At 45.7% G+C, this 16165-nt stretch carries 14 protein-coding genes; 5 read left to right on the forward strand and 9 right to left on the reverse strand.

Annotated features, from left to right (window positions below; all coding sequences use genetic code 11):
* Positions 1-123: 123 nt before the first annotated feature.
* From HRR27_RS08080 to HRR27_RS08090, 3 genes are all read right to left on the reverse strand, one after another.
* Positions 124-633, reverse strand: coding sequence for a TlpA disulfide reductase family protein (locus HRR27_RS08080; protein ID WP_173272605.1), 510 nt, complete (start codon positions 631-633; stop codon positions 124-126).
* 125 nt (positions 634-758) lie between these two features.
* Entirely contained in the window at positions 759-1472 is a 714-nt protein-coding gene (gene hda / locus HRR27_RS08085) for a DnaA regulatory inactivator Hda (RefSeq protein ID WP_173272606.1), read from the reverse strand.
* Positions 1473-1547: 75 nt separating this feature from the next.
* Positions 1548-2774 (reverse strand): DUF2066 domain-containing protein, encoded by a 1227-nt coding sequence (locus HRR27_RS08090; protein ID WP_173272607.1) that lies wholly within the window; start codon positions 2772-2774, stop codon positions 1548-1550.
* 176 nt (positions 2775-2950) lie between these two features.
* Here HRR27_RS08090 and purM point away from each other — a divergent pair, with 176 nt between their 5' ends.
* The 5 genes from purM (at position 2951) to gshB (ending at position 7519) form a co-directional block, all read left to right on the forward strand.
* Positions 2951-4000, forward strand: a complete 1050-nt coding sequence (gene purM / locus HRR27_RS08095) for a phosphoribosylformylglycinamidine cyclo-ligase (RefSeq protein WP_173272608.1) — start codon at positions 2951-2953, stop codon at positions 3998-4000.
* Positions 4001-4034: 34 nt separating this feature from the next.
* A complete protein-coding gene (gene purN, locus HRR27_RS08100) occupies positions 4035-4745 on the forward strand; it encodes a phosphoribosylglycinamide formyltransferase (RefSeq protein WP_243830812.1) in 711 nt (236 codons plus the stop codon).
* A gap of 38 nt (positions 4746-4783) precedes the next feature.
* Positions 4784-5575, forward strand: a complete 792-nt coding sequence (locus tag HRR27_RS08105; RefSeq protein WP_173272609.1) for a DUF3108 domain-containing protein — start codon at positions 4784-4786, stop codon at positions 5573-5575.
* Between the two features lie 12 nt (positions 5576-5587).
* Entirely contained in the window at positions 5588-6223 is a 636-nt protein-coding gene (gene dcd / locus HRR27_RS08110) for a dCTP deaminase (RefSeq protein WP_173272611.1), read from the forward strand.
* 252 nt (positions 6224-6475) lie between these two features.
* Positions 6476-7519 carry a glutathione synthase gene (gene gshB, locus HRR27_RS08115; RefSeq protein ID WP_173272613.1) on the forward strand — a complete coding sequence of 348 codons (1044 nt, stop codon included), beginning with the start codon at positions 6476-6478 and terminating at the stop codon, positions 7517-7519.
* A gap of 97 nt (positions 7520-7616) precedes the next feature.
* Here gshB and nirB read toward each other — a convergent pair whose 3' ends face one another.
* The 6 genes from nirB to HRR27_RS08145 form a co-directional block, all read right to left on the reverse strand.
* A complete protein-coding gene (nirB, locus tag HRR27_RS08120) occupies positions 7617-10184 on the reverse strand; it encodes a nitrite reductase large subunit NirB (RefSeq protein WP_173272615.1) in 2568 nt (855 codons plus the stop codon).
* Between the two features lie 23 nt (positions 10185-10207).
* Positions 10208-11458, reverse strand: coding sequence for an NAD(P)/FAD-dependent oxidoreductase (locus HRR27_RS08125; protein WP_243830813.1), 1251 nt, complete (start codon positions 11456-11458; stop codon positions 10208-10210).
* Between the two features lie 6 nt (positions 11459-11464).
* Positions 11465-12259, reverse strand: coding sequence for an ABC transporter ATP-binding protein (locus tag HRR27_RS08130; protein ID WP_173272617.1), 795 nt, complete (start codon positions 12257-12259; stop codon positions 11465-11467).
* A gap of 10 nt (positions 12260-12269) precedes the next feature.
* Complete coding sequence (locus HRR27_RS08135) at positions 12270-13268, reverse strand: ABC transporter permease (protein WP_173272619.1); 999 nt, start codon at positions 13266-13268, stop codon at positions 12270-12272.
* 72 nt (positions 13269-13340) lie between these two features.
* On the reverse strand, positions 13341-14714 hold the full coding sequence (locus HRR27_RS08140) for a CmpA/NrtA family ABC transporter substrate-binding protein (RefSeq protein ID WP_173272621.1): 1374 nt from the start codon (positions 14712-14714) through the stop codon (positions 13341-13343).
* A 251-nt stretch (positions 14715-14965) separates the two neighbouring features.
* Positions 14966-16165 (reverse strand): nitrate regulatory protein, encoded by a 1200-nt coding sequence (locus tag HRR27_RS08145; protein ID WP_173272623.1) that lies wholly within the window; start codon positions 16163-16165, stop codon positions 14966-14968.

The raw sequence follows: 16165 nt of genomic DNA on the forward strand, positions 1-16165 counted from the left end.
CAAAGCCCCGCATTACTCAACCAATAGTTGCTAAAGCACGGTAATAGAGTTGGGCATTTTCAGCGAATCCACGCGAGACAACACAATGAATAATCTCGCGCGCGCTTCAAACCGCAGGGTTAGCTATTGATAGTTGTTGATAAAATCTTCCAACATTTTGCCATCGACCATCCCCGTTCGTGCCGCGACAATTTTACCTTCCGGAGTAATCATATAGGTTGTCGGTAAACCTTGCAGTTTACCAAATGGCGTAGTGCGTCCATCCACCTTGCCTTCAAAGCGAACAATCGGATAGTTAACCAATTGTGACTCAGCAAAATTCTTCACTTTTTGTGGATCAATATCTTCGTAATTAACCCCAATCACAATCGCATCTTTCTTGGCATGATCTTCGTGAAACATCACCAAATCCGGAATTTCTTTTAGGCACGGAGGACACCAAGTCGCCCACAGATTAACGACCACCCATTTGCCGCGATAATCAGACAACTTGCTTGACTTACCATCTAAATCAATAAAAGTGATCTCCGGTGTCTCTTGTGCTTGGCTTGGCGTCATAAATAAACCTGCCGATGCAAAAAGCGTGGCCGCTAGCAAAAAATGTCTGCGGCTTGCAGAAAAGAGTGATTTCATAATCGTTTCCGTTTTTTGAATAAATTTAATGTACGCTATTGTAAGAAATATCCAGTAGCCAACCAAGCAACAAGGCTTGACCGCCATTATCTGTTCATCATTGCGAAGCGCGACGCTTAAAGTAATTAATCTACGGTGTGTGGCAGTACAGATTTGACTAACGAAAGGGTCAAGCGGCGTTTTTCAACCAAAGTGGCTTCTTCAAGCACATTCAGTAATTCCATCAAGTCCGGTAATTTTTGTGAGCAGTGCTTGACCAAATACTCCCCAACATTATGCGGCAATTCAAAACCGCGTTTGCGACTATGGCGCTGCAGAGCAACAATCAATTCTCCAGTATCGGCTAAAGGAAGAAGCTCGACGGGTAACACACTCACTAAAGCCTTAGCCAAATCCGGTAACACAATATTCCAATGAGAAATATGCGTGCTGCCTGCAAAAATCAACGTATTTCCTTGTACATTAGACTTTACAATCAAATTGGCCAGCGCGGCTTCCCAATGTTTTTTACCGATAATGACATCTACATCATCCAAACACACTAAAGTTGTCTGCTCCAAGCCATGCAATACATCCGGTATCAATGGTAGAGATTCATCGCCCATTGGCAAATACACGCTGGCTTGATTACGCTCCGTAACAAAGCGACACGCAGCCTGTAAAACATGGGTTTTGCCTACTCCGGCTTCGCCGCACAGATAAAAAGCGCCACCACGAACACCGCTTAAGGTCGTTTGTAATGCATTGAGTGCCACAGCAACGGATTCTTGCTCAGCAACAAAGGTTTCAAAGCTAGCGTCATCTCTAAGCCCCATTTTTAACGGCATTTGTACAAACACAGTGCTTTTTCTCCCTTAACTCTGACAACTAATTTTATGATTATTTTATAATTTAGACGGTTTCAGCGCGCCATTTTACTCACCGCGACTCGGCGGTTCGATGTAAGTAAATTTAGCATCAACTTGGCGCAACATTTCTGACGAGCGTAAAATTTCAAATTGCGGCAAACTCGCTAACCACGCCATCAAATTGGCGTAATCACCACGAAAAGCAATTTGCAACTGCGCCAACTGCTGCTCAACCGTCACTAATCGCAAGTCGGTTAAGGTTGGAATGGTTTGCTCTAGCTGTTGAGTCGCCTGGCCAATGGCTTGCAAATCACGAATATTGGTCAAGTTAATGACTACTTGGTCATTTACCTCTAATAAATCGCGATTCAACTCAACCAAACGGGCCAAGACCAAATTAACCATGTCGTTAAAAAGTACGTTTCGCTCGGTTGAATTGGCTTTACCCTTTGCTAAAACCGTTCCATTTTGCGCAAACAGATACCAGCTCAACTCGAAGTCATCAACGCGATGGTTGAGCTTATAACTGAGCAACTTATCTTGACTAGTTTGCACCATGACATCTTGCAAAGGGCCGATGTTATTCGCCGGATTCATCGGATAAACCCACGTCGTTGCATCAACCGGAACCATTGCCGGAAGCGCCAATTGGGCAAATTGCTCAAGCAGATTAACATCAACCCGATATTGCAGTGCCTCTTTATTAAGCTTGGTGACCGAATTGTTTTCCACCAAGGTGCCCATCAATAACAACTTTGGACGTAAATTAAGCGGCCATATTTTAATCTGTGCTTGCGCTAAGGCGCTTTTAACCGCGATTTCGTCAAAGGTTAAGCGTAACTTACGCCCAACCTGTACACCTTCTTGCACAATCGGGACATAATCATAGGTTTTCAATAGATTTCGAGGATTGGCAAGTAAAATTGCGGCACGCGGTGATGCCAAAAGCGCCTTCTTCCCCGTCAAACGCAACAACAGCTGGCGAATCGCTTGTGCGCTTAAAGCGTTTAACTCAGGGTCACTCAAAACAGCATTACCACGCTGCGAGTCGTGCGCTAATTCAACTTGATATAAATTTTTCGAGGTAATTTGCGTCATCTGGACTGGCGGCGGAAGATCGGTTTCAGAGATAACTATGGGTAATGAGGTAATTGGCTCCGCTGAGAGCATGGGCGGATTAGGTGCGACAACGGCTGGTTTGAGCGGCGCGCCTTCGGCATAAGCAGACTGTACATTTATTACCGATGGCAGGATAAATACAGAGGCGAGTAATAATTGCTGAAAAGTTCTCATATAGCGGCCTAAAAATTTCGTTACAATATCATAATATTTTTTTGGTCGGCTTTAGCGTTTTTTACTGGGTCATTTGCCCGTTTAAAACCGCTTTGGTCATTAAACCCATTCATTCATATCCATTTAAGCTCCGGCTTAATTGAATCAATGCAGATTTAAAAGTTAGATAGAAGATTATGACGCAAAAAACCCAATCAATCAGTTATAAAGACGCAGGTGTAGACATTGATGCTGGCAACGCGCTAGTTCAGGCAATTAAACCGATAGCTAAAGCGACAGCACGTCCAGAGGTTCCCTCTTCTCTTGGCGGATTCGGTGCGCTTTTTGAATTGGATATGAGCAAGTATAAAAATCCTATCTTAGTTTCTGGAACCGACGGCGTAGGCACCAAATTGCGCTTGGCCATCGACAGTGGCAAACATGACCAAGTCGGTATCGACTTAGTCGCCATGTGTGTCAACGACTTGATTGTGCAAGGCGCAGAACCCCTGTTTTTCTTAGACTACTACGCAACCGGCAAACTAGAATTAGACGTAGCGACTGCCGTTGTTAAAGGTATTGGTGACGGCTGTTTACAATCTGGTTGTGCACTGATCGGCGGCGAAACCGCGGAAATGCCGGGCATGTATCCAAAAGGGGATTATGACCTTGCCGGCTTCTGTGTTGGGATTGTCGAAAAAGCCGATTTGATTGACGGCAGCAAAGTTAAAGCTGGCGATATCATGCTTGGATTGGCTTCCAGCGGCCCACACTCAAACGGTTATTCGCTCATTCGTAAAATCATCGAGGTGAATGAAGCGGATCTAAGTCAAGAAGTGGACGGCCAGCCGCTTATTGACGCGCTTATGGCACCGACGCGTATTTATGTAAAATCGATTCTAAACCTGATGCAAGAGATTAACATTCACGCACTATCGCACATCACTGGTGGCGGACTATTAGAAAACCTACCGCGTGTTATGCCAAACAATACCAAAGCAAAAATTAACACCAATGCATGGAATCGCCCAGCGGTATTTGATTGGATTGCCGAAAAAGGCAATGTTGAGTTTGAAGAAATGCACCGTACATTAAACTGCGGGATTGGGATGGTCGTCGTCGTTGACGCGGCAGACCAAGAAAAAGCCATCGCCGCTCTTCAAGCTTCTGGTGAAAACGTTTCTGTCATCGGTGTCATTGAAGACTCTGCTGCCGAAGAACCAAGCGTTGAACTGACTTCTCACTAAGTCGGTAAGCCTTAAACGGGAATGTCGAGAGGCATTGCCGTTTACGCTAATCCGCATCAATACTCCGCCATACATTCCAATGACAAACACGACACGTGCAAACTCCCCAAAAAAAATTGCCGTACTTATTTCCGGCAATGGTTCTAACTTACAAGCGCTGATTGACGATCAGACGCAGGTTCCTGAACTCTACGAAATCGCCTTAGTTGTTTCCAACCGCCCTGACGCATTTGGCTTAAAACGCGCTCAACAAGCCGGTATTCCTTCGCTTTGTATTGATCATACTGCTTATGATTCACGCGAAGCCTTTGATGCCACTGTGCAAAACGTGCTTGAACAAGCAACGATCGACTTTGTGGTTCTTGCTGGATTTATGCGCATTTTAACGCAAGCATTCACTCGAAATTTTCTTGGTAAAATGGTGAATATTCATCCATCCCTTTTGCCTAAGTACACCGGTTTACATACTCATAGACGGGCTTTAGAAGCTGGTGAAAGTGAGCATGGCTTGAGCATCCACTTTGTCACCCCCGAATTAGATGGTGGGCCGGTTATTTTACAAGCCAAAGTTGCCATTGAACCGGATGAGACGGAACAGAGTCTGCAACAAAAGGTATACCACCAAGAACACATCGCCTATCCATTAGTGATTCGTTGGCTGTGTCGCGGCGAGGTTTCTTTAGCAGACAACCACGTTATTTATCAACAGCGCCGATTGGAGCATCCGCTAACCATCGACGCTTAATTTTACGGTTACCGTTAACTCCTTAGGAAAGCGCCAGTTTGCCAAACATAGGTTTAGTACACGTTCTCAAACATCACGTCCGCAAATTTGGTTTTGTTGGCCTATGCTTGCTTACCGTCAGCGCGCATTCCGCAGCCACTGATTCAAACTCAAAAAACCCAGCGTTAAAGGAGTTTAGTGCCGACTTTGGCCTCCATCTTTACGGCATGGATGTTGGCATAAGCCAACACCAGCTGCACTGCAACATAAAGCAAACGGATAGCCCAGCAAACTGCCAACTCACAACGCAGTCTTCGCCGCAAGGTATGGCGCGCTGGTTTGTTAAGGATTCCGCTAAAGAAACAATTCAGCTTCATCAAAGCCAGACTGAATTTAGCTGGCATGGTTACCAAAAACAGGTTATTCGTCCGTCAGGCAGTCAAAAAAAAGATAAATTCACCACCTACCAAGTGGCTAACCAAGAGCTTCTTTATTTAGAAAAAAATCTCAAATTCACGTGGTCACCTGGATTATTTGATAGCACCTCAATTGTCTACGCGATTCAATGGTATGCCAAACAACATCGAGATTTGAACCAAGCCAAATTGCAATTACACGTCGGCAAAAAACAATATCCTCTGCATTTCAGCGAACAATACCAAGCAGCCATGGTGCAACTTGGCTATGGACGTAGCGCCGCAGAAAAATTCCGTTTTGGAAACCAGCGCTATGAGATAGACTTATGGTTATTACCACAAGTGGAGTATTTTCCTGGCAAAGTACGCATTTACGACCGAGAAGAAAAACAAACTCTGCTACTCACCTTACAAAAATTGCCCAAATTCAATTAAAAAGAAATCCTTATGAAACTCAGTGACCGTGATATCAAGAAACACCTCAATGCCGGCAAAATTGCCATTTCACCGACACCGGACGACAGTAAAATCAAAGGGATTAGCGTTGATTTACGCTTAGACAACAAATTCCGCGTTTTCAACGACCACACCGCCCCATATATTGATTTAAGCGGCCCACGCGATGATGTTCAAAAAATCATGGACACCGTGATGGGCGATGAAATTGAAATTGCCGAAGGTGCTGCATTCTTCCTACACCCTGGTGAATTGGCTCTGGCAGCCACTTATGAGTCCGTCTCAATTCCAGATAACTTAGTAGGCTGGCTCGATGGCCGTTCCAGCTTAGCGCGTCTTGGTTTAATGGTTCATGTCACTGCGCATCGCATTGACCCAGGCTGGGAAGGGCAAATCGTTTTAGAAATTTTTAATAGCGGAAAACTGCCCTTAGCACTTCGTCCGGGCATGGACATCTGCGCGATTAATTTCGAAACCTTATCCAGCCCTTCCGAACAACCTTACAATAAACGTTTGGATGCCAAATACCGCAATCAAAAAGGGCCAACAGCCAGCCGAATCAACCAAGACCAAAAAGAGAGCGCACAATACGCAATCAGTCCGCAACTCGATTTACTCGGCGAATAACGCCCCTCCCGATTCTGAGTTTTACCCAAAACGTATCTGGGGGTAATTTTGCACAATTTGTTTTGTAATACGTCGCTCTTTTTTGCTTTACCTGCGCTTAAAAATGCTGATAATGCAATTTTCAGACAAACCGTAAACACCGCGCTTTTCGAGCGGTAATTTTCCGATTTTTTTCGCAATACATCGCTCTGCTCGCCTTATAAAATTAAGGCAGCCGAACGCAACTTTAGCCATTCGATTTGAGGTAGCACCATGCATATTGGCTTTATGATTAGTCACTGGGAAGAATTAACCCCGAGCAAAAACTCTACAATCCTCGTGATTAGAGAATGCCTCAAACGCGGCCATAAGGTGTCGTTAATTTACACGGAACATCTAACCGTTAAAAACAACGTTGCTTTTGCCAAAATGTTGCGCTTGCAGCCAATGGATAAAGTGCCGGACAACATTGTGCAATTCCATAAAAAAGCGGAATTTAAAACCGTGCAAATGCCGTTGCACAGTCTGGATAGTTTAATGATTCGTAAAGATCCGCCGATTGACGCGGTCATTTTTAACTTCCTAGATTCGATTAAAAACCAATGCGTCATCATCAACGATGTAGATGGGATTCGTAAAGCGAACAACAAACTGTTCACCACGACTTTCAGCGATCCAAACAACGATTACTTGCCGATTACTCATGTTTCTAAAGACAAAGCCTATATTCGCCAAACCATTGAAGCCATGCCCGGCGACAAAGTGATTCTTAAACCCTTAGTCGGTTCAGGCGGCCATGGGGTTATCGTACTGGAAAAAAATGCCAAATCGAATATCAGCTCGATTTTAGACTTTTACATTTCCGGCAAAGAAGACGGCAACTATGTGATTGTACAAGAATACATTGAAGGCGCTGAAAACGGCGATGTCCGCGTATTAATGCTTAACGGTAAATACATCGGCGCCTACAATCGCCGCCCACCAGAAGGGGATATTCGGGCGAATATCCAAGTCGGAGGTACTGCGCACAAATACACCATGACCGACTCTCAAATGAAAGTGTGTCGCAAAATAGGCCCGCGCCTTGCTGCAGATGGCCTCTATTTTGTTGGCGTGGATATGATTGGCGACAAAATTTTGGAAGTAAACGTACTCAATCCGGGCGGCATCAGTAACATCAACAAACTGGATAAACTGAAACTGCAAATCGAAGTGGTCGATTTTATCGAAGAAATGGTTGATGAAAAACAGGAAAAACACGCCGAACTTGAGTTCTTACTCAAACGCCTGAGCGACCTGCGTCAAACGGATCATTAAGATGACTAAACCAATACAAAGTTGATTGACCTAAAAAGCCGCGAGGATGAATAGATCCACGCGGCTTTTTGGCTTTACATTTTGAGAATCTTTTTGATTAAAGCGCAACAACTTGTGAATAGCTGCTCTTGGCCTTCACTTCAACGGCGATACCATCAAGCTTTTCTTTCGATGTGGCCGGTCTGACTTGGCCCCGTTCAATGGTAAAAACTTGTGCCGCTGGCATATCCGTATTCACAAACGATTTAAAGCGTTTGGTAAATTCCGGATTTTCAATCGCACGTTTCCAATCGCATTCATAACCCTCAATTAACTGAGCCATTTGTGCCTCAAGTTGTTCACCGATTCCCAAAGAATCTTGCAATACAACTTGTTGCAAATATTCTAAACCGCCTTCCAAATTATCCATCCAAGTGGCGGTACGCTGCAAACGGTCGGCCGTTTTAATATAGAACATCAACAGACGATCGACGTATTTAAACACCTCTTCCTTGGACAGTTTCGTGGCAAACAGATCCGCATGACGCGGTTTCATCCCGCCATTACCACAAACAAATAGGTTCCAACCTTCTTCGGTGGAAATTAAACCAATGTCTTTGGCTTGCGCTTCAGCACATTCACGAGTACATCCCGAAACGCCCATTTTTAATTTATGCGGTGAACGCAACCCTTTGTAGCGGTTTTCAATCTCTATCGCCATGGTGACTGAATCATCTAAACCATAGCGACACCAAGTGGAACCAACACAAGATTTAACGGTACGCAACGATTTCGCATAAGCTTGCCCTGACTCAAAGCCAGCCGCAATAAGATCTGTCCATATGGCCGGCAAATCGTTCATTTGTGCGCCAAATAAAACGATACGCTGGCCCCCGTTCACTTTCGTGTAAAGACTGAATTTTTTAGCCACTTCCCCTAACACAATCAATTTATCGGGCGTAATTTCCCCACCCGGAACACGAGGAATCACCGAATAGGTGCCGTCTTTCTGCATATTGCCTAGATAGTTGTCATTCGTGTCTTGCAAAGGAATTTTATCTTGTTCTAAGGCATAGCTGTTCCACAAAGAGCCGAAAATGCTTCCCACAGCTTGTTTACAAACCGGACAACCATGCCCTTTGCCGTGCGTGTGCAACAACGTATCAAAGGTTTTAATCTCTTCAACTTGACATAGATGGTATAACTCTTGACGCGAGTACGGGAAGTGTTCGCAGATGTCTTTACTGACCTCAACGCCACGTTTTTCCAGTTCATTATTCAACACATTGGTAACCAACTGCGTACAGCCACCGCAGCCGGTACAGGCTTGTGTGCAAGACTTAATATCCGCTAAACACATGGCACCAGCATTTACCGCGTTCACCACATCGCCTTTGGTCACATCATAACAAGAGCAAAGTTGTGCCGTTTCCGGCAAGGCATCAGGACCAAACAAAGCACCTGCTGAACCATCGCGATTTGGCAGTATTAGCCTATCCGGATGCTCTGGCAATTCCATATCATTCAATTTGAGTTGCAATAGATTACCGTAGTCATCACAGTCGCCGACCAACACAGCACCGAGCAATTTTTTGCCGTCTTTACTGACAACAATTTTTTTGTAAATTTCTTCTGGCCCGTTTTCATACACATAGCTTAAGGCTTCTTCGTCACTGCCATGAGGATCGCCAATGGAAGCCACATCAACCCCCATCAGTTTCAACTTGGTACTCATATCAGCACCATCAAAACGGTTTTCCGTTAGATTCAATTGATCAACCACCACTTGCGCCATCGCATAACCAGGCGCAACCAATCCGTAAATCATGCCGTCGTGCAACGCACACTCGCCCACCGCAAAAATACTTGGGTCAGAGGTTTGGCAATGGGCATTAATCACAATCCCACCACGAGGCCCCATCTCTAAATCGGCTTGTTTCGCTAACTCATCTCGCGGACGAATCCCCGCGGAAAACAGCACAATATCGGTCTCTAAGGTTTGCCCATCCGCAAATTCCATTTTGTTAACACTGCCCTCACCGGCGCTAATCAATTGCGTCACTTTTGAGGTATGTACCTTTACCCCCAACTTTTGAATTTTACGTTTAAGCAGTGCCGCCCCACCTTCATCTAACTGTACCGGCATCAAACGCGGTGCAAATTCAACCACGTGCGTTTCCAAACCAAGATCGCGCAACGCTTTAGCCGCTTCTAAACCAAGTAATCCGCCACCAACCACGGTGCCGATTTTGCCACTCTGAGCGGCCGCTTGAATCGCATCCAAATCTTCAATCGTGCGGTACACTAAACAACCGGCACGGTCATTTCCCGGAATCGGCGGAACAAAGGGATAAGAACCGGTCGCCATCACTAAACGATCATAAGCCTGAACAAAACCGTCATCCGTGGTCACTGTTTTTGCCTGACGATCAATACTGACAACTTTTGAATTGAGTCGAATTTCCACGCCGTTTTCTTCATAAAAACCAGGCTTAACCAAACTTAAATCATCGGCTGTTTTACCTGAAAAATAGGCCGACAGATAGACGCGATCATAGGCTTTGCGAGGTTCCTCGCCAAACACAATGATTTCATAATTTTGGCGCGCGGCGCTTTTCACTAATTTTTCCACAAAACTGTGGCCAACCATGCCGTTACCAATGACGATTATTTTTTGTTGTTGCATCTTTCACTCCTTACCAGTCGCTTTTAAGCGACTGAATTAAATCCTTGTCCAAACAACAGCGTCTCTCTAATTGCGGAGACGTCTGTGGCTTGCTGTAATAATTCAAAAAACCAATTAGCGTCATAGGTATCGCCATACAGTAATGCGCCAACGATTTTGCTCTCTTCCAACACCAATTTACGGTATACACCCGCGTGCAAATCTTGAAAAACGAGTGTTTGAGATGCCTCAGACCCATTAAAATCGCCGGCAGAAAACAGCTCCACTCCCGTCACTTTCAATTTTGTTGCGGTTAACGAACCTTGATAAGCAACGTCATCATGGCCATTCAACACTTGCGCGAGTACCTTGGCCTGTTCGTATAAAGGTGCCACCAATCCATACGTTTGCCCACGATGTTCAACACATTCGCCCAAAGCATAAATATGCGCGTCATTCGTCAGCAACTGATCATCCACCACAATGCCGCGATTAACCGTTAAATCGGCCTGTACGGCGAGCTCGGTATGTGGACGAATCCCAATCGCCATCACCAATAAATCACACGCTATATGACGACCATCTTTCAACCGAACTGCGCTAATATGCGTACCGGCTTGGTTCGCAATAATCTCAACCACTTCGTTGCCCATATAAAACTGCATCCCACTGCGCTCAGTGCCATCCGCTGACAGTTGGGCTTGTAACAAGGTTGCTGCAGGCTGATCAAGTTGCGCGTTCATTAAAATGTCACTGCGATGCACTACCGCCACTTGCATCGCGTATTTTTGCAGACCGTAAGCGGCCTCTAAACCCAATAAACCACCGCCAATAATCACGGCATTTTTTCCACCTTCGGCGGCTTTTTGAATTTTCTGAACATCGGCAATGTCACGAAAACTGACCACGCCAGCCAAATTCGTATTCTCAATAGATAAAACTAGTGGCTTGGCCCCAGTGGCAATCACCAATTTGTCATACTCAAATACGGTGCCATCAGAGACCACAACGCACTGCTTTTGACGGTCTATCGCCACCACCGTTTTATCGGTATGCAGTTGAATACCTTGTTCCGCAAACCACGCTGGACTGTGCGTTATAATCTGCTCTAGGCTCTTTTCACCCGCCAACACGGGCGAGAGCATAATACGGTTGTAGCCGCCCTGCGCTTCGCGATTTAGCACGGTAATGTGGTAGGTGTCGCCCAGCGCCAAAAGCTCATCGAGCAAACGGGTGGCCGCCATACCTGCACCGATAACCAGCAATTTAGGCGCTCTAACAACGGCTGTCATCATCGCCTCTCAATGCTCTACTTTGCGCTGCTTTTCATACAGGAAACGCAGCACTTCAGAACGGTAATGGTTATAAGTCGGATCGTCAGCCAACGCCAAGCGATTACGCGGATGCGGTAAATCAATCTTTAGAATTTCACCAATCGTGGCCGCCGGACCATTGGTCATCATCACAATGCGATCCGACAGCAGAACAGCCTCGTCCACATCATGGGTGATCATAATGACGGTGTTATTTAAAGTTTTCTGAATTTCCATCAGCGAATCCTGCAAATGCGCACGAGTCAAGGCATCCAGCGCCCCAAAAGGTTCATCCATCAGCATGATTTTTGGCTGCATCGCCAAGGCACGAGCAATCCCTACCCGCTGTTTCATACCACCGGAAATCTCGTCTGGACGTTTATGCATGGCATGATCCATATGGACCAATTTTAAATTGTGTTCAATCCACGCCTTTTTTTCAGCCGGGGTTTTGCTTTTCTTAAAAACTTGGTCCACTGCCAACTCAACATTCTCGTAAGCACTTAACCACGGCAAGAGCGAATGGTTTTGGAAGACAACCGCACGCTCTGGCCCTGGAGAATCGACCTCTCGTCCAGCCAGTAAAACACCCCCTTCGGTTGCGCCATACAAACCGGCGACAATATTCAGAACGGTCGATTTACCACAACCGGAGTGTCCGATTAACGAGATAAATTCGCCCTCTTCAATTTTTAGATTAACGTCTTTTAATGCACGAAACGCGCCTTTGGGTGTCGGAAATTCAATGCCGACACCAGTAAGTTCTAAATGAGTTTCTGACATCGATTTCTCCTTAACGTAAAGCGACAGATTTATCCCAAGAGACCGCGCCTTGGACCATTAACATCAAGCGATCAAGAACAAAGCCCACTACACCGATAACCAATACAGCGACCATAATGCGCCCTAGTGAATCTGAGCTGCCGTTCTGGAATTCATCCCAAACAAACTTACCCAACCCTGGGTTTTGCGCCAACATCTCTGCGGCAATCAACACCATCCATGCAATTCCCAAAGAGATACGCAGACCAGTGAACATCATCGGAATCGAGCATGGTAGAACGATTTTGCGAACGTGCGTCCACCAACTTAAGTTCAATACTTGACTGACGTTTTTCAAATCTTGCGTCACCGTGGCGACACCAGCCGCGGTGTTGATAATTGTCGGCCACAAACAGCACAACAGAACCGTAAACATCGAGTTTAAAAACGCTTTATCAAACATCGGGTCATCAGTAACATAGACCGCCGAAACCACCATTGTTACCAACGGCAACCAAGCCAAAGGTGAGACCGGTTTAAAAAGCTGAATCAGTGGATTGACTGCCGCGTATACATTGCTACTAAGCCCAATCACGATGCCAATCGGAATCGCTATAATCGATGCCAAAACAAACCCACTCATCACCGTAATCAAACTGCGCTCTATCTGCTCAAAAAAGGTTGGCGGACCAACATAATCACGAATTTTCGGTTCATAATTCGGATCTTGCGCCATGCGTTCAGCATTGCGCTCATCCTGACGTTGATAAAATTCAGCCTCTTTTAGGGCTGCCGCTTGCGCTTCATCCGTTAAGGAAACAAACTGTTCAAATGTTTGTGCCGGCCCAGGAAATTGCCCAAGCGAGGTATTGATATGGCTAGACGCGCCTTGCCATAAGATTAAAAACAACACCAAACCGACCAATGGCAAACCTAACCCTTTTACGATTAGGCTAACTTGCCCCCTACGGTCTTCACCGATAATCAATTTATGAAAAGGCTCAATCAAAGCCCACTTTAATGGATTCATGGTTTACCCCAATAATTCATCAATTGCCCTAGACGCGCCCGTCTTGGCGCGTCCCCTCTGGTTGCGCTCGCTCTATGGCTTATCAGCCGCTTTCAAACCGATCTTCATACTGTTGATATAGGCATTTGGCTGGGTACCGTCATAAGCGATGCCATCCATAAAATCCGTTTGCACACCACGATAACCATCACTTTGTAGCACTTCAGTAAACTCGCTCTGTTTGAATTTGCCCTCTTTGACTAACTCTGCAACAGCCAGTTTATAAATATCCGGACGATAGACTTTTTTTGCCATATCCTTGTACCAATCATCCGACTGCTGCTCGGCAATTTGCCCCCAACGTCGCATTTGCGTCATGTACCAGATCGCATCCGAATAGTACGGATAAGTGGCGTTGTAACGGAAGAACACGTTGAAGTCAGGTTCAGAACGCTTATCTCCTTTTTCATACTCAAACGTCCCCGTCATCGAATTCGCGATCACCTCTGGATCCGCACCGACATAATTTGGTTTCGCCAGAATCTGCACCGCTTCACGACGATTTTTGTTGTTCTGTTCATCTAGCCAATGGGCTGCGCGAATCATCGCTTTGACCACTCGCACCGTGGTATTTGGGTATTTCTCGTAAAAGTCTTCGCGCAAACCGAACACCTTCTCTGGGTTATTCTTTTGAATTGAATTATCGGAAATAACCGGCACACCAATGCCTTTAAAAACCGCTTGCTGATTCCAAGGCTCACCCACACAGTAGCCTTCAATTGTGCCGGCTTCCATAGTGGCCGGCATTTGTGGTGGTGGAGTTACCGAAAGTAAAACATCCGCTTTAATCGTGCCGGAGGTATCGCCATTCGACGGATCATAGAACCCAGGATTTAAACCACCGGCAGCGAGCCAATAACGCAACTCATAGTTATGCGTGGAAACCGGAAACACCATGCCCATCTTGAACGGCTTGCCCGCATCTTTATAGGATTTAACCACTGGCGCCAAAGCGCTTGCAGAAATCGGATGGATCGGCTTGCCATCTTGCATAGGCACATTCGGTTTCATCGCGGCCCACGCCTTATTCGAAACGGTAATTGCATTGCCGTTTAAATCCATCGAAATTGGCGTAATGACATTGGATTTGGTGCCATACCCCAAGGTGGCTGCAATCGGCTGTCCAGCTAACATGTGCGCGCCATCCAACTGACCGTCAATCACGCGGTCTAACAACACCTTCCAATTGGCTTGTGCTTCCAATTTGACATACAAACCTTCGTCTTCAAAAAAGCCCTTTTCATAGGCAATCGCTAATGGCGCCATGTCGGTGAGTTTGATAAATCCAAATTTAAGTTCTTCTTTTTCCGGATAACCGACAGCGTACGCACTGGTCGAGCCTATTGCGGTTGCCATGGCCATGGATAGAAGTGTCTTTTTGATTAATGTTCGGCGATTTAATTGCATCGTAAAAACCTCTTAGCTGGTAGCGGTAGTAAATTTGGCAAAAAAAAACGCCCACTCCCTTCCCGCTTCGCGAAAAAAGAGTGAGCGTCTTTGCTCAATAAATTTACTACTTATTAACTAGATACAGGCCAAAAAAATATAAAAACTTAAATATCAATAAGTTAAGTTATTTTAAATCATTTAATAGACTGCCAACAGCCGGTCACTGCACCAATAGTTAAGTACCAATGCACCACAAAATCCAGTTTGACCTATTTCTCAATCAACTGTTTGGCTAAATCAATTAAGCGCATCCCCTGCTGCATGGCAGCTTGCTGCATTTTACGGTGCGCCGCTTCTTCACTTAGCCCTAACTGCTTCATAATTTTGGCTTTGGCTTGTTGAATCACCCGCTGTTCTAAGAGAGTCTGTTTACTGGCGGTCAAGGCTTGCTGAGTCTGTTTAAGATCTTTTCCCTGCTGGTTCAACTTATCCATCAACATCGAGGTCGCACTGCTGGCCGCACCAATCACGATAGCGCGCTCTTGAATATTGTCGGCAATCCAACGCTGGTCTTGATTCAACAACTGGTCCGCTTGATGCAACGCTTTTGCACTGTACAACTGCAACAATTGAATTAAGCACTCCTCAATCTTTTGAATCGCCTCAATCCGCAAAGTGCAAGCAGCAAACCACTGTTGCGCTTGCTCAACGCCCAATAACGCTTCGTTTTCAAAAGCGTTGCGTAAAACAGTTAAACCCTGTTCTTGCTTTACGGCTTGATAAGCCGCAGCGGTCTCTGGCGGCGCAAAGTCCTCAAAACTACTGAAATAGTAGTGCTGCATATCAATCAAACCTTGGCGCTGCTCAGCTAATTCCTTATCCCTAATCAAACCTGAAGCGATGATATAAGTACCGTAAGCACGCTCTTGACCGGCGAGCTCTTTGGCATTGAGAATCTGAATTAAGGCCACCATCAACTTCGCGATTTTGGGCTCTTGGGTTAACTCAGTCATCTCAACAATGACACTGAGTAAATCCTTAATCACCGCACTGATCGCTTTGGCCGCCTGTAAGGATGAAATCGCACGCGCGTCAATCTCGCGGCGCACTTGAAACAATGGCTGATCTAACGACTCCAACGCCTTAGCCAAACTAATAAACACACCACCGGCCAGAATCTTACCTTCGCACTCTTCAATCCATTTTTGCAGTAGCAAATTAAACGCGGCATGCTCTTCACAAAACGCTTTGCGATAGACTCGGTAATTAATATCATCCGGTAGCGTTTGCTCTTCCACCAAAAACAAGACGCTCGAGCCGCGTTCAAGTTGAAGGTAGTGCATCATTTTGCGCAAGTGCGCAATCAACTGTGACAACTCAAACAAAACTTGCAACGAGTGAATCTCGGCTCGTTTGGAAGCGAGCCACAGTTTGGCGATATTTTCGGCTAATGGCATTTCGTTAGACAT

Origin of the sequence: Thiosulfatimonas sediminis (genome assembly GCF_011398355.1) — a bacterium.
GTDB classification, from domain to species: Bacteria; Pseudomonadota; Gammaproteobacteria; order Thiomicrospirales; family Thiomicrospiraceae; genus Thiomicrorhabdus; species Thiomicrorhabdus sediminis_A.